This is a genomic window from Aeromonas sp. 2MA4, from assembly GCF_029237305.1.
GTDB lineage: Bacteria > Pseudomonadota > Gammaproteobacteria > Enterobacterales > Aeromonadaceae > Aeromonas > Aeromonas salmonicida.
On the sequence record NZ_JAACFY010000009.1, the window covers coordinates 12,649 to 31,668 of the forward strand.

Sequence of the window (19,020 nt, forward strand, 5' to 3'; positions counted from 1 at the left end):
GCGGCGGCCACGGCTGCTGGTGTCAAATATCCCCGGCATGAGCTCTGATGGAATAACACCGTACCAATACCAGCACGCAGACAGCAAAAAGGCCTCATCAAGAGGCCTTTTTTACATCGCAGACACAGGCAAATCAGGATGCCTGTTTGCTGCTCTTGCCCTGTGAACTCTGGGCGCCCAGCGGCAAGGGTTTGCGCGCCATCAGCTCCAGCTCCAGCAGGGCGTATCTGTGCTCGATGAAGTCATACACGTTGTTGGCGAGCGCCAGCTTGAAGTAGCTGATGGCTTCCTTGCGGTTGCCCTTGGCCAGTTCAAACTTGCCCAGATAGAAGTAGGTTTCACACAGGCGCTCGGCGAGCTCCCGGTTATCCTTCACTCCTTTCACCACATTGCCCATCAACTGGGTGGCATTGAGCTCACCGGTATAGAGGCGAACCAGATCCCAGTTCCAGGCGTCGTCGTCATATTTGTTGAGACGCTCTCGCATCCTGCTCATGGCAGCCGGCGCATTGAGCTTCTGCTCAGCCAGATAGAGCCACATCACCCTATACGGGTCTTCCGGCTGCGCTTCATAGAAGCGTTTCATGTCGGCGGCGGCCAGCTCGGGGCGATTGCCGTAATAGAGTGCGATCCCGCGGTTGAGATAGGCATAGTCATAGTCGGGAGCCAGTTCGAGAGCGGAATCAAATGCCTCGTAGGCTTCGTCATAATTCTGCTGCTGCACCAGATAGACGCCGATGAAATTATAGGCCTCGGCAAAATCCGGTTTCTCCCGCAAGGCACGGTTGAAATCCAGCCTCGCCAGGGAGCGCAAGCCGACCCGATCAAACACCACGGCACGCTCATAAAACAGTTCGGCACGTTGCTCTGTGGTCAACTCCATCTCACCGAGCATCTGACCGAGTCGCGCCAACGCCAACTCGCTCTGGTAAGAGACCTGCAGGGGGGTCGCCAATACCAGTGAAGCGGGTTGCGGCTTGGGAACTTGAGGCGCTTTAACCTGACTGCTACTGCTGCAACCCCACATGGGGAGCAACAACAGGACACCAAGGAGGTATCCAATCCCTTTCCTGACGTTCAATGAACACTCCGACGCTTACGCTTGACCCCGCATATGGTAAAGGTCAACCGTCACTTTGTCATGTGGCGGTTCCCCTCTCCCTCAAATAAATCAGGATTCGACAGGGTATCCGGCCTCACACCAGCCCCGAAAACCGCCATCGACACTGACAACCCGGCTATAACCCATTTTTTGCAGATTTTCCGCCACCAGGATGGAGCGGAAACCCCCACCACAATAGAGATAGAGTTCAGTCTGCGGATCCGGATAGCGGGTCTCGATGTCGCGTTCAATCACGCCGCGACCAAGGTAGGCCGCCCCTGGCAGGTGACCTCTGGCCCACTCGCTCTCTTCCCGCACGTCGATCAGGTGAAAAGCACGCCCCTCATCCTGCCAACGTTTGATCTGGTGCACGTCAGTCTCTTGCACCTGAGGACGAATGGCCTCGACCAGGGCCAGAAAACGGGGATTGTGTTGCATGGCTTGCTCCTTGCCTTAGGTAATGGAAGATGGGTCATCGGGGAGCATAATGACTCACCCGCCCCATAAGAGAAAGGGCGCCTCACGGCGCCCTTGTCGATTACGGCAGGATCTCTTGCTGATCCGCGCCCTCTTTTTCCACCAGGGTCGGCAGCATGTGCTCCCGCTTGACCCCGAGGAACATGGCGAAGGCACTCGCCACATAGATGGAGGAGTAGGTACCGAAAGCAACACCTATCACCATGGCCACCGCAAATCCGTGGATCAGGGCACCGCCCTTGAGCAGCAGTGCCAGCACCACCACGAAGGTCAGACCCGAGGTAATGATGGTCCGACTCAGGGTCTCGGTCATGGAGAGATCCAGGATGTACTCGGTATCCCCCTTGCGCACCTTGCGAAAATTCTCCCGCAGCCGGTCGAACACCACTATGGTGTCATTCAAGGAGTAACCCACCAGGGTCATCAGCGCCGCCAGCACGGTCAAGTCGAACTCGTACTGGAAGTAGGCAAACACGCCCAGGGTGATGACAACGTCGTGCACCAGGGAAACAATCCCCCCCAACGCCAGACGCCACTCGAAGCGCACCGCAACATACGCCATGATGCAGAGGATGGAAGCCAGCATGGCCAAGGCGCCATCGGTGGCCAGTTCATCACCCACTGAGGGGCCGACGAACTCGACACGCTTGAGCACGGCATCAGGATCGATCTGCCTGGCTGCCGCCAGCACTTCGTTGCCCTGCTGTTCCACCTTGACCCCCTCCTCTGGGGTCATGCGCACCAGCACATCGCGGCTGGAGCCGAAGTGTTGCAGGGTCGCCCCTTCAATCTTCTGCTCATCCAGCACCTCGTGGATCTTGTCCAGGCTCACCGACTGCTGGAATCCCACCTCTATGGTGGTACCGCCGGTAAAGTCCAGACCCCAGTTCAGGCCCCGATCGAACAGGAAGAACAGGGAGATCACCATCAGCAGGGTAGAGAAGACCACACCCGGCTTGGCATAGCGCATAAACGGGATAGGTTTTTCAAAATGTAGAATCTGAAACATGTCTCTTCCTTAGATCGGCAGCTTGTCGATACGCCGTCCACCCCAGCCCAGATTGATAATGGCGCGGGAAACCGTGATGGCAGTAAACATGGAAGCCGTCAGACCAATACCCAGGGTCAAGGCAAAGCCCTTGATGGCACCGGTACCGATACCGAACAGGATCACACAGGTGATGAGCGAGGTAACGTTGGAGTCAGCGATGGTCGAAAATGCGCGATCAAAGCCCATATGAATGGCCTGCTGCACACCGCGGCCATTGCGGATCTCTTCCCGGATACGCTCGAAGATCAGCACGTTGGCATCCACCGCCATACCGAGCGTCAAGACGATACCGGCAATGCCCGGCAGTGTCATGGTGGCCCCCGGGATCATCGACATGATGCCGACAATCAATACCAGGTTGAATACCAGCGCCAGGTTGGCCACCCAGCCGAAGGTGCGGTAGTAGATGCCCATGAACAGCACTATCACCAGCATGGCCCAGCCGATGGCTTCCATACCGTTATCGATGTTTTGCTGACCCAGGCTTGGGCCTATGGTGCGCTCTTCAACGATCTGGATGGGTGCGATCAGGGCACCAGCACGCAACAGCAGCGCCAGGTTATGGGCTTCGTTGGCGTTGTCGATACCCGTGATGCGGAACTGGCTGCCAAGGCGCGACTGGATAGTGGCGACGTTGATCACCTCTTCCTGCTTGCGGAACTTGCGCTTGCCATCCGGACCGGGTTGGCCCACAGGCTTGTATTCGATGAAGACGGTCGCCATGCCTTTACCGACGTTGTCCTTGGTAAAGTTCGCCATCTTGTTGCCACCCTGGCCATCAAGCTTGATGTTGACCTGGGGACGGCTGTACTCATCGAAACCAGACTGGGCACCCACTATGTGGTCACCGGTCAGGATCACCCGCTTTTGCAGCACCACCGGACGACCGTTGCGATCGTTGTAGACCTTGGAGCTCGGCGGTACACGACCATCGGCAGCAGCCTGGATGTCGGCGGTCTCATCGACCATGTGGAATTCCAGGGTCGCGGTCGCACCCAGGATCTCCTTGGCACGGGCCGTATCCTGAATACCGGGCAGTTCCACCACGATGCGCTCGGCACCTTGCTGTTGTACCAGCGGCTCAGCCACCCCCAGTTCATTCACCCGATTGCGGATGATGGTGATGTTCTGCTCGAGTGCGTACTTTTTCACTTCCTTGATTTTGGCTTCACTCAAACCAGCCAGCAGGATGAACTCATCCCCCTTCTGCTCTGTGGTGAAGGTCAAATCCGGATTCTGGCGACGCAGGTGAGACACAGCCTTGGCTTGATCCGCTTCATCACGGAACAGAACCTGTACCTGATCACCGACCCGACGTACGCCGGAGTAACGGATCTTCTGGGTACGCAGCTCGGTGCGAAAATCCTGCACCATCTGCTCTTGCTGCTTGGTCAGTGCTTCCGCCATGTCCACTTCCATCAGAAAGTGCACACCGCCACGCAGGTCAAGACCCAGCTTCAGGGGGGCCGCACCGATGGCTTCAAGCCAGGCGGGGGTAGAAGGTGCCAGGTTAAGGGCAGTAATGAAATTATCGCCAAGCTTGCTGGCAACGACATCACGCGCCTTGAGCTGATCTTCAGTGTTCTTGAAGCGGATCAGAATGAAGCCGTGCTCGAACGCAGCATGTTTGACCGGGATCTGAGCCGCCTCGAGCGTCTCCTTCACTTGATCAAGCGTCTCTAACTTGACTTCGGCACCACGGCTGGCAGAAATCTGCAAGGCCGGGTCTTCGCCGTAAAGATTGGGGGCTGCATATAGAAAACCGATGGCGATCACGAAGACCACCATCAGGTATTTCCACAGCGGATAGCGATTTAACACGCTGTGCTCCTCAGGAGATTAAAGGGACTGGATAGAACCCTTGGGCAGTACGGCAGAGACGAAGTCACGCTTGATGGTGACCTGGGTCTGATCGTTCAGGGACAGCACAATGTATTCGCTATCGGCGGACACTTTGGCGATCTTGCCAACCAGGCCACCTGAGGTGAGTACTTCATCACCCTTGGCCAGGGAGCTCATCAGGTTGCGGTGATCCTTGGCGCGCTTGGCCTGGGGACGATAGATCATGAAGTAGAAAATAAGGCCGAACACGGCCAGCATGATGATCATTTCCATACCACCACCCTGTGCACCCGGAACTGCGCCTTCTGCATACGCCTTGGAGATAATGCTCATTTAACAACCTCTTATTTGATGTAGATTTGATAACTAACTTATATATCGTTGTTATTTCACGTCATTTTCAGCTAACGGAGGCACAGGCTTCCCTTGCCGACGGTAAAACTCAGTTACAAAGTCGTCTAATTTACCCTGCTCGATCGCGTCCCGCAAACCCTGCATCACACGCTGGTAATAACGCAGGTTGTGAATGGTGTTCAGACGGGCACCGAGGATCTCGTTGCACTTGTCCAGATGATAGAGATAGCTGCGGGTGTAGTTCTTGCAGGTGTAGCAATCGCAGTCCGCATCCAGGGTACTGGTGTCACTGCGATACTTGGCGTTGCGGATCTTGACCACCCCATCCGTGGTGAACAGATGGCCATTGCGGGCATTGCGGGTCGGCATCACGCAGTCGAACATGTCGACTCCACGGCGCACCCCTTCAACCAGATCTTCCGGTTTGCCCACGCCCATCAGGTAACGCGGCTTGTCAGCCGGAATTTTCGGGCAGACGTGCTCGAGGATCCTGTGCATGTCTTCCTTCGGCTCACCCACCGCCAGACCGCCAACCGCATAACCGTCGAAGCCGATCTCCAGCAGGCCGTTGAGGGACACATCCCGCAACTCTTCATACACGGAACCCTGAATGATACCGAACAGGGCGTTCTTGTTGCCCAAGGCATCAAACTTGTCGCGGGAGCGCTTGCCCCAGCGCAGGGACATCTCCATGGACTTGCGCGCTTCTTCGTAAGTGGCCGGGTACGGGGTGCACTCGTCGAAGATCATCACGATGTCGGAACCCAGATCGTACTGGATCTCCATGGATTTCTCGGGGTCCAGGAAGATCTTCTCGCCATTGATGGGGTGACGGAAGTGCACGCCCGCCTCGGTGATCTTGCGAATGTGCCCCAGGCTGAACACCTGGAAACCACCCGAGTCGGTCAGGATCGGGCCCTGCCAGTTCATGAAGTCGTGCAGATCGCCGTGGGCGCGCATCACTTCCTGCCCCGGCCGCAGCCAGAGGTGGAAGGTGTTGCCAAGCAGGATCTCGGCGCCGGTCTCGCGTACTTCTTCCGGGGTCATCCCCTTGACGGTGCCATAGGTACCGACCGGCATGAAGGCGGGAGTCTGCACAGTGCCACGTTCGAAGACCAGTTGACCGCGACGGGCACGGCCGTCAGTGGTTTTCAGTTCAAATTTCATTGCTACCTCGTTGCGTCAGAGAAACAGTCTGACAATAGGGAGCCCGAAGGCCCGGTATAAAGGGCGAGGCTTATGCCACTGCCCGGCGACGGGTGACGAACATGGCGTCCCCGTAGCTGAAGAAACGGTACTGCTCGGCCACGGCCGCCTGATAGGCCGCCATCACGTGATCGTACCCGGCGAAGGCGCTGACCAGCATGATCAGGGTCGACTCCGGCAGGTGGAAGTTGGTGATCATGGCATCGACTACCTGAAACTGGTAGCCGGGGAAGATGAAGATGTCGGTGTCGCTGAAAAACGGCGCCAGCGGCTTGCCCTGGGCCAGACTTGCCTTGGCGGCGCTCTCCAGGGAGCGTACCGAGGTGGTGCCCACCGCAATCACACGGCCACCCCGGGCGCGGGTTGCAGCTATGGCATCCACCACCTCCTGCGGCACTTCGGCGTATTCGGAGTGCATGTGGTGCTCTTCAATCTTGTCCACCCGCACCGGCTGGAAGGTCCCCGCCCCTACATGCAGGGTGACGAAGGCCGTTTCAACCCCTTTGGCGCGGATCTTTGCCAGCAGCGGCTCATCGAAATGCAGGCCGGCGGTCGGCGCCGCCACGGCGCCCGGCTTCTGATTGTAAACGGTCTGGTAGCGCTCCTTGTCGGCGTCCTCATCGGGACGGTCGATATAGGGGGGCAACGGCATATGGCCTATGGCTTCCAGAATCTCCAGCACGGGGCGCGGGTCGAGGAAATGGATCTCGAACAGGGCATCGTGGCGGGCACGCATCTCGGCATCGACCTTTTCGCCATCGGGGCCGCCATCCAGAATGAGGCGGGTGCCCGGCTTGGGCGCCTTGGAGGCCCGCACATGTGCCAGCACGCTGTGCTCGTCCAGGATGCGCTCCACCAGCACCTCCAGCTTGCCGCCGCTGGCCTTCTGGCCAAACATGCGCGCCGGAATGACACGGGTGTTGTTGAATACCAGCAGATCGCCGGGGTTGAGCTGGTCCAGCACATCCACAAATTGACCATGGCGCAGGGCGCCGCTTTGACCATCGAGCTGCAACAGGCGGCTGGCGGTACGCTCTGCCATCGGATAGCGGGCAATCAGCTCGTCTGGCAGATCAAAATGAAAATCGGATACTTGCATCTTTCACCTCGGGGGAATCGGCGGCTAGTCTAGTTATCCCCCTCTTCCAAGGCAACCCAAAAGACCAAAAACCCAAGAGAGACAAGGGATAGCGAGCAATATTGCGACATCCATCCGGTTAATGATTCTTTAATGATCTGTATTGACCCTGATCATGTTTTGCCTGCTGGGGCTGGGCTAGGGTGAAAGCAGATACACAAGGAGGCCCACCATGATGACCTTATCCGAGATCATGACAGAACATCCCTTCACTCTGGGTCCGGAAAACAGCGTCAAGCAGGCGATGGATCTGATGCAGCAGGAGCGGATCCGCCATATTCCCATCGTCGACGAACACCATCATCTGTTGGGTCTGGTCACCCTCACCGACATCCTGGCCACCCGCGAGTCCAAACTGCTGCTCATCAACCCGGAGCGGGAGGCGGAATTCACCGACAGTGTCCAGCTCGACGAGATCATGACCCGCCAGGTGGCGAGCGTGGATCCCCACGCCGGCATCAAGGAGGCAGCCCTCTACCTGCAGCGCCACAAATATGGCTGCCTGCCGGTTCTCAAGGGGCGCAAGCTGATCGGCATAGTGACAGAGTCGGATTTCATTGCGGTCGCCATCAACTTGCTCGAACTGATGGAGGAACAGGAGCCACCCAGCGACTTCTGATCTAAAAATAATGTAATAAAATTACAATAAAAGCGTTTTCGGCATATTAAATCGACATTAAAGCTGAAATACTTTCATTTTGATTGAAAATTTACATCATGACCTTGCTTTGTGATCTGCGTCACACTATTATCTCCCCCATGCAATAGTTGCCGAGGGGGAGACGAGGGATTGTGCACCCAGCCTCTTCCTCTCATATGTATGCAAGTTTGCACACCCCGTAGTTAGTCTTTGCTGTAAAGCTTTTGTTTATATAGCCATTCCTTGTTTGATGACCCGGCCTTGTCATAGCGACAACGCCGGGATTTTTTTATCTGCACTATCCTGCCCGGCCTTGCCCTTCCTGCTCCCATTGCGTAGCACGCCACTACACCGTCCTGCCGCCTCACAATACAAATAGCCATTCTGACCTTGAAAAGCCGATGTGCCGCACAGATGTTGAATCTCGACAAGGGGTTACCTCTGTACGCCAGAGATATTCATGTTAGGTACAGCAGCGATGGGTTATCTAATAGATAGATTGAAGTGATTCAATTTTGCGGCTTTAATCGATTAAGAAAAGCCCCTATGATGAATCCATCGAACGTTAAACGCCTGGTCCGGACAGACTCTTCAATACCAGACAGGCATATGTACATCACCAAGGAGCTAATACATGTCTACCTATATCAACACTGAAATCAAGCCGTTCAACGCCACCGCCTACCACAATGGCAAGTTCGTTCAGGTGTCTGACGCAGACCTGAAAGGCAAGTGGTCCGTGGTGTTCTTCTACCCGGCTGACTTCACCTTCGTTTGCCCGACCGAGCTGGGTGACCTGGCTGACAACTACGCTGAATTCCAGAAGCTGGGCGTCGAGATCTACTCCGTCTCCACCGACACCCACTTCACTCACAAGGCGTGGCACGACACTTCCGACACCATCCAGAAGATCCAGTATCCGATGATTGGTGACCCGACCGGCGCCATCACCCGCAACTTCGGCGTCATGATCGAAGAAGCTGGCCTGGCTGACCGTGGCACCTTCGTTATCGACCCGCAAGGCATCATCCAGATCGTTGAAATCAACGCTGGCGGCATCGGTCGTGACGCGCTGGAACTGCTGCGCAAAGTCAAAGCCGCTCAGTACGTAGCTTCCCACCCGGGTGAAGTGTGCCCGGCCAAGTGGAAAGAAGGCGACGCCACCCTGGCCCCGTCCCTGGATCTGGTAGGCAAAATCTAAGCCTCCCGCTTCCAAGACCGGCCCATTCAAGGGCCGGTCTGCTTTCTGGCCTCCTCTTGGAGCATCAGGCCAGTCATCGCCGACCCGCAATCATTAAGAAGGAATTCGAAGATGTTGGATACCAACCTCAAACAACAGCTGAACACCTATCTGCAGTACATCGTCAATCCCATCGAGATCAGCGTGTCCGGCAACGACAGTGACAAATCCGCAGAACTGCTGGCATTGGCCCGCGAGATCAGCGAGATGTCCCCAAAAATTGCCATGACTGATGGCAGTAATGCCCGCAAGCCTTCAATGAGCGTTGCACCACAGGGCCAAGCCCCGCGCGTTCATTTTGCCGGCATCCCCATGGGTCATGAATTTACCTCTCTGGTGCTCGCCTTGCTGCAAAGCGGCGGCCACCCTTCCAAGACAGATCCGGCCGTACTGGAGCAGATCAAGCAGCTGAAGGGCGAGTTTCACTTCGAGACCTATATCTCCCTCTCCTGCCACAATTGCCCGGACGTGGTACAGGCGCTGAACCTGATGGCGACCCTGAATCCCGGTATCACCCACACCATGATCGACGGAGCCCTGTTCCAGGACGAAGTGAACGAGCGCCAGATCATGGCGGTGCCGAACGTCTACATGAACGGTCAGCCGTTCAGCCAGGGCCGTATCTCGCTGGAAGAGATCATTGCCAAGCTCGATACCGGTGCGGCCGATCGCAAGGCCGCCGAACTGAGCGAAAAAGCCCCATATGACGTGCTGGTAGTGGGTGGTGGCCCGGCTGGTGCCGCAGCAGCCATCTATGCCGCCCGTAAAGGCATTCGTACCGCCATCGTCGCAGAGCGTTTTGGTGGTCAGGTGATGGACACGGTCGGGATCGAGAACTTCATCTCCGTGCCCTACACCGAAGGTCCCAAGCTGGCCGCCAGCCTGGAGCAGCACGTCAAGCAGTACGGTGTGGAAGTGATCACCGAGCAGCGTGCCGCCGCCATCAGCAAGGACGGCTATGTGAATGTAGAGCTGGCCTCTGGTGCCACCCTCAAGAGTCGCGCCGTGATCCTGGCGACCGGTGCCCGCTGGCGTGACCTGAACGTGCCGGGCGAACTCGAGTACCGCACCAAGGGCGTGGCCTACTGCCCCCACTGCGACGGTCCCTTCTTCAAGGGCAAGCGCGTGGCAGTGATAGGTGGTGGTAACTCCGGTATCGAAGCAGCCATCGATCTCGCCGGCATCGTCGAGCACGTCACAGTGGTCGAATTTGCCGATACCCTGCGCGCCGACGAAGTGCTGCAGAAGAAAGCCCGCTCCATGGGCAACATCGACATCATCATGAGCGCCCGCACCACCGAAGTGATCGGTGATGGCAGCAAGGTGGTGGGGATGGATTATGAAGATCGCACCACGGGTGAAATCAAGCACCTGGCGGTGGCTGGCATCTTCGTCCAGATCGGACTGGTGCCGAACACCGAGTTCCTCAAGGGGAGCGAGGTGGCACTGACCCGCTTCGGCGAGATCGAGATCGACACCAAGGGCGCCACTTCCCTGCCTGGTGTCTATGCTGCCGGTGACGCCACTACAGTGCCGTTCAAGCAGATCATCATCTCCATGGGAGCTGGTGCAACCGCAGCGCTGGGGGCATTTGATTACCTCATCCGCAATGCGGCGCCGGAAGCGGCAGAAACATCCGCCAAGGCCGATGCCGTGACCGCCTGATAACGGCCCTCGTGCCAGTAAAAAGCCGACTCCCTGGAGTCGGCTTTTTTATCCGTGTTATTCACCAAGCGCTAGTTGGTCTTCACATCCTCCGCCTCGGGCGTGGCAAAGGTCGCCGGCACAGCTTCCCCTTCCAGATCCGTTCTCGGCTCCAGCTCCGCTGTCATGGGAGTATTGGGCGGTACCGGCATGAACACCTGATGCTCGGCCAGTGGAATGGGTGCCCGCTGCCGCTTGCGCCAGCCCAGATACGCCGTCAGCAGGGCGCCGCACAGGGCAAAGTAGACAAACAGCCCCTGTGGCCCGAACTGCATCATGACAAAAGGCGCCAGCAATGGCCCTATCATGGCGCCCAAACTGTAGGCGAGCAGCAACCCCTGATTGGCCCCCAACACCTGATCCGGGCGCAGCTCATCGCAGGCATGGCTCAGACTCAGGGGATAAATGGAGAACGCCATCCCCCCCAGCAAGAACACCAGGACGCCGGCGATCGGCTCGCGCCAATCCTCGGGCAACAACACCATCAGCAAAGCAAGCAGGGTCAGTACGGCACTGAGCAGCAGGATCACCAGCCGCCGGTCATAGCGATCAGAGATGCGGCCAATGGGATACTGCAGGCACATGCCCCCCAGGATCACCAGCGCCATCATGTCCGCCACCCGCGAAAGCGAAGCCCCGCTATCGGTAAAATAAAGCGGCAACAGACCGTAGATGGCGCCGAGGATGAGGCCTGAGGTGAAGCTGCTGCCCATGCCCGCCGGGGTGAGCCGCACCAGCTCGATCACCCCGACCGGTTGCGGTGCCACCATGGCCGGTGTGGCCACCCGGGAGAGCGCAAGCGGCACCACCGACAGGGTGGCCGCCATGGCACACAGGGCAAACGGTGTCAGCACCATGGGATCCACCCACTTGAGCAGCAACTGGCCCATGGCCAGGGATCCGTAGAGCAGTATCATGTAGAGCGACATCAGCCGCCCCCGGTTGGCCGGGGAACTAGAGACCAGCATCCAGGACTCCAGCACCACGAACAGACCGCCGGTGGCAAAGCCCCCCACCAGCCGCAGCGCCGCCCAGCTGACGGGTTCCACTACCATGCCGTGCAGCAGGAACAGAAAACAGAGCAGGGAGGCGTAGGCCGCATAGGCCCGGATATGACCCACCCGGATAATGAGGCGCGCATTGACGAAAGCGCCCAGCACCAGACCGCCAAAATAGGCAGCCGACACCAGGCCTATGGCTTGCACCGACACCTGCTCGGCCGAGAGGCGTACCGTCAGCAGGGTATTGAACATGCCGTGGCCCAGAATAAAAATCACCAGACTGGCCAAGGGTGACAGCAACCTTGTGAGTGACATTGGGTCTCCCTGTGTGGCTCATTAATGAGCTAAACAGCCATGGTACCGCTTGCTTCCTGCCCACATCAACCCAACCGGTCCTGCAAAGGGCGCACTATCCTTGATGAGCCCCCTCCTTGAGGTAACAAACATGAAAACCAAACTGCTGATGACCGGCCTGCTCTTTGCCGGCAATGCCCTCGCCTTTCACTGCCCCGCAGACATGAAGAGCATCGATGACGCCCTCGCCAAAGGCCCGGCCCTCAGTGCAGAGCAATTGACCGAGGTGAAAAAGCTGCGCGCCGAAGGGGAAACCTTGCACAAGGCGGGCAAGCATCAGGCATCCGTTGATACCCTGGCCAAAGCCCTGGCCCTGCTTGCACCGGCCAAGTCCTGACGCAACCCTAGGTTGCGAAGACTCCTGCGTGATGTCATGTCAGGCATTCACCATAAACAACAAGGCCACCCGCTGGGGTGGCCTTGGTTTTATCGGGTAGCTAACCCTCATTCACTCTGCGCCGCTATTACTTGGCGTAATCTTCGGTGGGGATGCAGGCGCAGAACAGGTTGCGATCGCCGTATACATCGTCGATGCGATTCACTGACGGCCACAGTTTGGCTGCGCGCACGGCGTCGGACGGGAACACCGCCTCGGCACGGCTGTAACCACGGTTCCACTCACCGTCCATCACGTCATCCTGGGTGTGCGGCGCGTTGACCAGCGGGTTGTCGGTCAGGCTCCAGTGACCGTCCTGCACCTTGGCAATCTCGGCACGGATGGCGGTCATCGCCTCGACGAAGCGATCCAGCTCGCGCTTGGATTCGGATTCCGTCGGCTCGACCATCAGGGTGCCCGCTACCGGGAAGCTCATGGTCGGCGCGTGGAAGCCGTAGTCCATCAGCCGCTTGGCCACGTCCATCTCGCTGATGCCGGACGCCTCTTTCAGCGGACGGATATCCAGGATGCATTCGTGAGCCACCCGACCGTTGCGCCCGGAATAGAGCACGGGGAAGGATTCACCCAGCTTCTTGGCCAGATAGTTAGCGTTGAGGATGGCCACCTGAGTCGATTTCTTCAGCCCCTCGTCACCCAGCATGGCGATATACATCCAGCTGATGGGCAGGATGCTGGCAGAGCCGAACGGTGCCGCCGACACGGCGCCGTTGTTGCGGCTCTCCTTGTCGGTCTTGACCACGGCGTGGCCGGCCACAAAGGGTGCCAGGTGTTTCTTCACGCCGATGGGGCCCATGCCCGGGCCGCCACCGCCGTGAGGAATGGCGAAGGTCTTGTGCAGGTTGAGGTGAGAGACATCAGCCCCGATAAAGCCCGGAGCCGTCAACCCGACTTGCGCGTTCATATTGGCGCCGTCGAGGTAGACCTGACCACCCTGCTGGTGAACGATGTCGCACACCTCCTTGATGGTCTCCTCGTACACTCCGTGGGTGGAGGGATAGGTCACCATCAGGCAGCTAAGCTTCTCCCCCGCCTCGGCCGCCTTGGCGCGCAGGTCGTCGAGATCCACGTTGCCGGACTTGTCACAGGCGGTGACGATCACCTTGAGCCCCGCCATCTGGGCAGAGGCCGGGTTGGTGCCGTGGGCAGAAGCTGGGATCAGGCAGATGTCGCGATGCCCCTCGCCACGGGACTCGTGGTACTTCTTGATGGCGAGCAAGCCTGCGTACTCGCCCTGGGCGCCTGAGTTCGGCTGCATGCAGACCGCATCGTAACCTGTCACCTTCACCAGCCAGTCTTCGAGGTCGGCCAGCAGCAGCTGGTAGCCCTTGGCTTGCGCCAGCGGGGCGAACGGGTGCAGCTTGCCGAACTCGGGCCAGGTCACCGGGATCATCTCGGCGGTGGCGTTGAGCTTCATGGTGCAAGAACCCAGGGAAATCATGGCGTAGTTGAGCGCCAGATCCTTGGCTTCGAGACGGTGGATGTAACGCAGCATCTCGGTCTCGGAGTGATACTTGTTGAACACCTCGTGGGTCAGCACGGCGTCGGTGCGCAGCAGATCCTGCGGGATGCCCTGATGGGTCTGGGCCGCCTTGTCGAGCGCCTCCACGTCCAGGCCGTGGCCCTTGCCGAGGAAGAGATCGAACAGCTCGGCCACGTCGCCACGAGTGGTGGTCTCGGAGAGAGATACGCCCACGGCACCATCCAGATCGGCACGCAGGTTGATACCAAGCCCTTCGGCTTTGGCGATCAGTGCCGCCTTGTCGGCGGTCAGCACGGTAAGCGTATCGAACCAGCTGGCATGTTTGAGGGCCACGCCCTTGGTTTTAAGCCCCAGCGCCAGGATGCTGGTGAGACGGTGCACGCGGGAGGCGATGGTTTTCAGTCCCACCGGGCCGTGGTAGACGGCGTAGAAGCTCGCCATGTTGGCCAAGAGCACCTGGGCGGTACAGATATTGGAGTTGGCCTTCTCGCGGCGGATATGTTGCTCGCGGGTCTGCATCGCCATGCGCAGAGCACTCTTGCCACGGGCGTCCTTGGAAACGCCTATGATGCGACCCGGCATGGAACGTTTGTAGGCGTCGCGGGTGGCGAAGAAAGCGGCGTGGGGGCCACCGTAACCCATGGGCACGCCGAAGCGCTGGGCGGAGCCGAACACCACGTCGGCGCCCAGTTCACCCGGGGATTTGAGCAACAGCAAGGAGAGCAGGTCGGCGCTGACGCAGGCCAGCCCCTTCTGGGCTTGCACGGCGGCGACCAGCGCCCCTACATCCTTCACTTCCCCCGTGGTGGTGGGGTACTGGAACAGGGCACCGAACACCTCTTCGCTCACCGCCTCGCTGGCAGGGCCGACAACCACGTCGAAGCCAAAGTGCACGGCGCGCTCCTTGACCACATCGATCACCTGCGGGTGCACGTCATCGGCCACGAAGAAGAGATGAGACTTGGACTTGGCCATGCGCTTGGCCAGCGCCATGGCTTCGGCAGCGGCGGTGGCTTCATCCAGCAGGGAGGCGCTGGCGAGATCCATGCCAGTCAAGTCCAGCGTGAGCTGCTGGAAGTTGAGCAGGGCTTCGAGGCGGCCCTGAGCCAGCTCCGGCTGATACGGGGTGTAGGCGGTATACCAGCCCGGATTTTCCAGCACGTTGCGCAAGATGACATGGGGCACATGGGTATCGTGATAACCCATGCCGATGTAGCTCTTGGCGATCTTGTTCTGGGCGGCGTAGCCCTTGAGCTTGGCCAGGGCTTCCACTTCGGTCATGGAGGCACCAATGCCAAGCGAACCCGGACGGCGAATGGCGGCGGGGACCGTCTGCTCAATCAGGTCATCCAGACTCTCGGCGCCCACCTCGGCCAGCAGCACACGCAGCTCTTCCTCACCCGGGCCTATGTGGCGGCGGATGAAATCGGTTTTTTGTTCGAGTTCAAACAGTGACTGGGTCATTTCCCTATTCCTGGTAATAAGTCCTGGTAACCAAGACCTGATGTTCCTGATAGCCGGCTGATACCGACTCCACTCATGTTCTGAATACCGCAGGCAGTGTGCACAGTGCGGTACCTGATGCTGCGACAGCATCGACAGGGGGTCACCTTGTTACGCATAACCTGGCGCACAAACAGATTGGCCCGATGGCAGGCAATACCTGCAAGCGGCGGGCGCGGGCGACTTCACCCTGATGCCGGCCGGTACGGGTCCGGCTGGCAGACATACAAACGGGCCCTGCCGTGTTGGCAGGGCCCGGGGGCATTACTCTTCGTCCACCAGGTTCTGGTAGCCTTCGGCATCCAGCAGGTTGGCGAGCTCACCCGCATCGTCCAGCTTGATGCGGAACAGCCAGCCAGCGCCGTAGGGGTCTGAGTTGACCAGCTCAGGGCTGCCTTCCAGCTCTTCGTTGACGGCAACAATCTCGCCACTCACCGGGCTGTAGATGTCAGAGGCGGCCTTGACCGACTCGGCCACGGCGCAGTCATCACCGGCACCAATTTGCTTGCCCACTTCCGGCTGGTCGACAAATACCATGTCTCCCAGCAGATCCTGGGCGTGCTCTGTGATACCGACCACGGCCTCGCCGTTGGCTTCAACACGGATCCACTCGTGGGAGGTGGCATATTTCAGTTCGCTCGGGATATGGCTCATTTGTGCTTCCTTATTCACTTGGATCACTTGTACCTGGAGGGGGTACAAGGGGTACTGGCGAAGGCAATCCCCTTCGCCGCAATGGGGTTGTTACACCAGTTTCTGGCCGTTGCGCACGAAAGCGGGCTTGGTGACCTTGACGGTGACCAGCTTCTTGCGGATCTCTACCTCGGCCTGCTCGCCGATATCGCGGGGCACCCGCGCCAGGGCAATACTGTAGCCCAGGGTCGGCGAGAAAGAGCCGGAGGTGATCACACCTTCCCGTTTCTCGCCGCTGGCGGTGGTGAAGGTGACCGGCATGCCGGCACGCAGTACGCCCTTCTCTTCCATCACCAGACCGACCTGCTTGGGCTGGGTACCCGCCGCTTTTTGTGCTTCCAGCGCGGCGCGACCGATAAACTGGCGGGAGGCCGGTTCGAAGGCCAGGGTCCAGGCCATGTTGGCGGCGAGCGGGCTGATGCTTTCGTCCATATCCTGGCTGTAGAGGTTCATGCCGGCTTCGAGACGCAGGGTATCCCGCGCGCCCAGCCCGCAAGGGGCCACGCCGTTATCCAGCAGCGCCTGCCACAGGTCGCACGCCTTCTCTTGCGGCACCACGATTTCATAACCGTCTTCACCTGTGTAGCCGGTGGTGGCGATAAAGAGATCCCCTGCCTGCACGCCGAAGAAGGGCTTCATGCCTTCCACTGCCGCGTTCTGCTCAGGGGTGAACACCTTGGCCGCCTTGGCCTTGGCGTTGGGGCCCTGCACCGCGATCATGGCGAGCTCGGGGCGTTCGGTCACGTTCACGGCAAAGTCGATGGCGTGGTGGCGGATCCAGGTCAGATCCTTCTCGCGAGTGGCGGAGTTCACCACCAGACGGTAGAAGGTATCGGTCAGATAATAGGTAATGAGGTCATCGATGACGCCGCCATCGGGGTTGAGCATGCCGCTGTAGAGGGCCTTGCCCGGGACTGTGAGTTTGGCCACGTCGTTGGCCAGCAGGTGTTGCAGGAAGGCTTTGACCCGTTCACCGGTCAAGTCGACTATGGTCATGTGGGAGACGTCGAACATGCCGGCATCGGTGCGCACCGCGTGGTGCTCTTCCAGCTGGGAGCCGTAGTTGATGGGCATTTCCCAACCGTGGAAGTCCACCATTTTGGCGCCGGCTTCCAGGTGCTTGGGATGCAGTACTGTAGTCTGGATCATCGCTGTGTTTCCTTAAGCGTTCGCGACAACACTCGCAATCCGCCTTCCTCTGACAGCCAACAGTACGGTCAATCGCCTGTGCAACAGAAAGAGAAGAGACAGTCGGAGTCTGTGCTCGTTCCAGCCCCGCAGGGCAAGAGTGATTCCTTGAACGCAGCGGATTATATGACAAGAGGGCGAGCACGCCGCTCAAAAAAAACTAATCCACCGCCAGTAAACAGACCCCAGACACTAAGGTAAAAACAGTGATAAAAACAGTCGAACAGCGACTCACACGAGATTAAATTTTGATTTTTACCGTTTCGTCACAATTTGAAGAAAAACGTTTCGCCTGCCACCCAGATTAAAGGCTGATGCCCAAAATGGGTCATCAGCCTCATCACATTAGTTTTGTTGTAAAAAACCTGAGTAGTATTAGATTTTTTCACCTTTGGCCAGCGCGGGCAGTTCGCCATCGAGCCCCATGGCCGCCCGGATCACCCCCTGCTTGAGTGGCGCCAGCGCATCGAAGGCGCACAATCCCACCCCGCGTACCAGCTTCTTGAGGGGGTTGGCCCCGCTGAACAGTCGCTTGAGCCCTTCCATCGCCGCCAGCATCCGGGCCGCCTCGCTCTTGCGCCAGCGCTCGTAGCCACGCAGGTTGGCCAGCAGACCGATATCAATGCCAGCGCGCTGACTCTGCACTATCTGCTCGGCCAGCGCCGCCGCATCCAGCAGGCCGAGGTTGACCCCCTGCCCCGCCAGCGGATGTATGGTGTGGGCAGCATCCCCCACCAGCACCAGCCGCTCGCGGGCGAAGTCGCGGGCATAGCGGGCGGTGAGCGGGATGGCGCTGCGCGCCCCTTCCACCTTGCACAATCCCAGCCGGCCATCGAAGGCGGTGGTGAGCTGGCGGTTGAACTGTTCATCATCGCAGGCACACAGCGCTTCGGCCCGGGTGGCGGGCACGGACCAGACGATGGAGCAGAGATTGGGTTGCCACAGGGGCAGGAAGGCGAGCGGGCCATCCGGGGTGAAGATCTGGCGGGCAACCGCCTCATGGGGCTCGGCACAGCGCACCGTCGCCACCAGGGCATGGTGGCCGTAATCCCAGCTGGTGAGCGGAATGTCCGCCTGGCGGCGCACCCAGGAGTGAGCACCATCGGCGGCCACCACCAGCTTGGCCGACAGGGCACGACCATCATCCAGCAGCAGGAGTGACCCCGCCTCGCCACTTTGCAGGCTGGCTGCCCGGGCGGGGCTCAGCAGGCTGATGTTGCTCTCCTCCCCGTTACTGTCACCGAGGATCGCCTCCAGCAGCGCCAACTGGATGACCCGATTCTCGACTATGTGGCCGAGCGCCCCCTGGCGCAGGCTGGCGGCATCAAAACCAATCTGGCCGAAGCTGTCCTGCTCCCACACCTGCATCTTCTCGTAGGGCTGCAGGCGGCGCGCCGCTATCCCGGCCCAGGCGCCGACCTGCTGCAAGATGCGCTGGCTGGCCAGACTCAGGGCACTGACCCGGTTGTCCGGCGCGTCCCCGAGCGCAGGATCGGGCAACTGTCCCTCCACCACGGCCACGCTCAGGGCACTGTTTTTAAGGGCGGCGGCGAGCCCCAGGCCCACCATGCCGCCCCCCACAATCACCACATCCACATTTTGCATCTGCATCATCTGTTCCTTTCGTGGCTGACCGCCGGGTCAGCAGGG

The 19,020-nt window shown here is 59.2% G+C and carries 16 protein-coding genes; 4 read left to right on the top strand and 12 right to left on the bottom strand.

What is annotated here, in order from left to right; translation table 11 throughout:
- Window positions 1–133: 133 nt before the first annotated feature.
- The 7 genes from nlpI to queA form a co-directional block, all read right to left on the bottom strand.
- The gene (gene nlpI / locus GWQ31_RS11010; protein ID WP_345893585.1) at window positions 134–1,081 is read right to left on the bottom strand and encodes a lipoprotein NlpI; all 948 of its coding nucleotides are present in this window, start codon (window positions 1,079–1,081) and stop codon (window positions 134–136) included.
- Between the two features lie 90 nt (window positions 1,082–1,171).
- Complete coding sequence (locus GWQ31_RS11015) at window positions 1,172–1,540, bottom strand: rhodanese-like domain-containing protein (protein WP_021139835.1); 369 nt, start codon at window positions 1,538–1,540, stop codon at window positions 1,172–1,174.
- A 100-nt stretch (window positions 1,541–1,640) separates the two neighbouring features.
- On the bottom strand, window positions 1,641–2,588 hold the full coding sequence (secF, locus tag GWQ31_RS11020; protein ID WP_111589383.1) for a protein translocase subunit SecF: 948 nt from the start codon (window positions 2,586–2,588) through the stop codon (window positions 1,641–1,643).
- A gap of 9 nt (window positions 2,589–2,597) precedes the next feature.
- A complete protein-coding gene (gene secD, locus GWQ31_RS11025; protein WP_265422103.1) occupies window positions 2,598–4,451 on the bottom strand; it encodes a protein translocase subunit SecD in 1,854 nt (617 codons plus the stop codon).
- An 18-nt stretch (window positions 4,452–4,469) separates the two neighbouring features.
- Window positions 4,470–4,805, bottom strand: coding sequence for a preprotein translocase subunit YajC (gene yajC / locus GWQ31_RS11030; protein WP_021139832.1), 336 nt, complete (start codon window positions 4,803–4,805; stop codon window positions 4,470–4,472).
- Window positions 4,806–4,856: 51 nt separating this feature from the next.
- The gene (gene tgt, locus GWQ31_RS11035) at window positions 4,857–5,993 is read right to left on the bottom strand and encodes a tRNA guanosine(34) transglycosylase Tgt (protein ID WP_005310380.1); all 1,137 of its coding nucleotides are present in this window, start codon (window positions 5,991–5,993) and stop codon (window positions 4,857–4,859) included.
- Window positions 5,994–6,063: 70 nt separating this feature from the next.
- On the bottom strand, window positions 6,064–7,131 hold the full coding sequence (queA, locus tag GWQ31_RS11040; RefSeq protein ID WP_265451862.1) for a tRNA preQ1(34) S-adenosylmethionine ribosyltransferase-isomerase QueA: 1,068 nt from the start codon (window positions 7,129–7,131) through the stop codon (window positions 6,064–6,066).
- 211 nt (window positions 7,132–7,342) lie between these two features.
- Between queA and GWQ31_RS11045 the strand changes: the two genes are divergently transcribed.
- The 3 genes from GWQ31_RS11045 to ahpF all read left to right on the top strand — a co-directional run bounded on the left by GWQ31_RS11045 (window position 7,343) and on the right by ahpF (window position 10,715).
- Window positions 7,343–7,789, top strand: a complete 447-nt coding sequence (locus GWQ31_RS11045) for a CBS domain-containing protein (RefSeq protein ID WP_017411391.1) — start codon at window positions 7,343–7,345, stop codon at window positions 7,787–7,789.
- A 655-nt stretch (window positions 7,790–8,444) separates the two neighbouring features.
- Window positions 8,445–9,011, top strand: coding sequence for an alkyl hydroperoxide reductase subunit C (ahpC, locus tag GWQ31_RS11050; protein ID WP_005900002.1), 567 nt, complete (start codon window positions 8,445–8,447; stop codon window positions 9,009–9,011).
- Window positions 9,012–9,122: 111 nt separating this feature from the next.
- Entirely contained in the window at window positions 9,123–10,715 is a 1,593-nt protein-coding gene (gene ahpF / locus GWQ31_RS11055; RefSeq protein ID WP_113720347.1) for an alkyl hydroperoxide reductase subunit F, read from the top strand.
- Window positions 10,716–10,786: 71 nt separating this feature from the next.
- Here ahpF and GWQ31_RS11060 read toward each other — a convergent pair whose 3' ends face one another.
- A complete protein-coding gene (locus GWQ31_RS11060) occupies window positions 10,787–12,070 on the bottom strand; it encodes an MFS transporter (protein WP_169046339.1) in 1,284 nt (427 codons plus the stop codon).
- A 130-nt stretch (window positions 12,071–12,200) separates the two neighbouring features.
- Between GWQ31_RS11060 and GWQ31_RS11065 the strand changes: the two genes are divergently transcribed.
- The gene (locus GWQ31_RS11065) at window positions 12,201–12,446 is read left to right on the top strand and encodes a hypothetical protein (RefSeq protein WP_265451863.1); all 246 of its coding nucleotides are present in this window, start codon (window positions 12,201–12,203) and stop codon (window positions 12,444–12,446) included.
- Window positions 12,447–12,573: 127 nt separating this feature from the next.
- Here the strand turns inward: GWQ31_RS11065 and gcvP are convergent, their stop codons facing one another.
- The 4 genes from gcvP to GWQ31_RS11085 form a co-directional block, all read right to left on the bottom strand.
- Complete coding sequence (gene gcvP / locus GWQ31_RS11070) at window positions 12,574–15,450, bottom strand: aminomethyl-transferring glycine dehydrogenase (protein ID WP_265451864.1); 2,877 nt, start codon at window positions 15,448–15,450, stop codon at window positions 12,574–12,576.
- A gap of 303 nt (window positions 15,451–15,753) precedes the next feature.
- On the bottom strand, window positions 15,754–16,143 hold the full coding sequence (gcvH, locus tag GWQ31_RS11075; protein WP_275909354.1) for a glycine cleavage system protein GcvH: 390 nt from the start codon (window positions 16,141–16,143) through the stop codon (window positions 15,754–15,756).
- A gap of 90 nt (window positions 16,144–16,233) precedes the next feature.
- Entirely contained in the window at window positions 16,234–17,331 is a 1,098-nt protein-coding gene (gene gcvT, locus GWQ31_RS11080; protein WP_111589704.1) for a glycine cleavage system aminomethyltransferase GcvT, read from the bottom strand.
- A gap of 414 nt (window positions 17,332–17,745) precedes the next feature.
- Entirely contained in the window at window positions 17,746–18,981 is a 1,236-nt protein-coding gene (locus GWQ31_RS11085) for an FAD-dependent 2-octaprenylphenol hydroxylase (RefSeq protein WP_275909355.1), read from the bottom strand.
- Window positions 18,982–19,020: the final 39 nt, after the last annotated feature.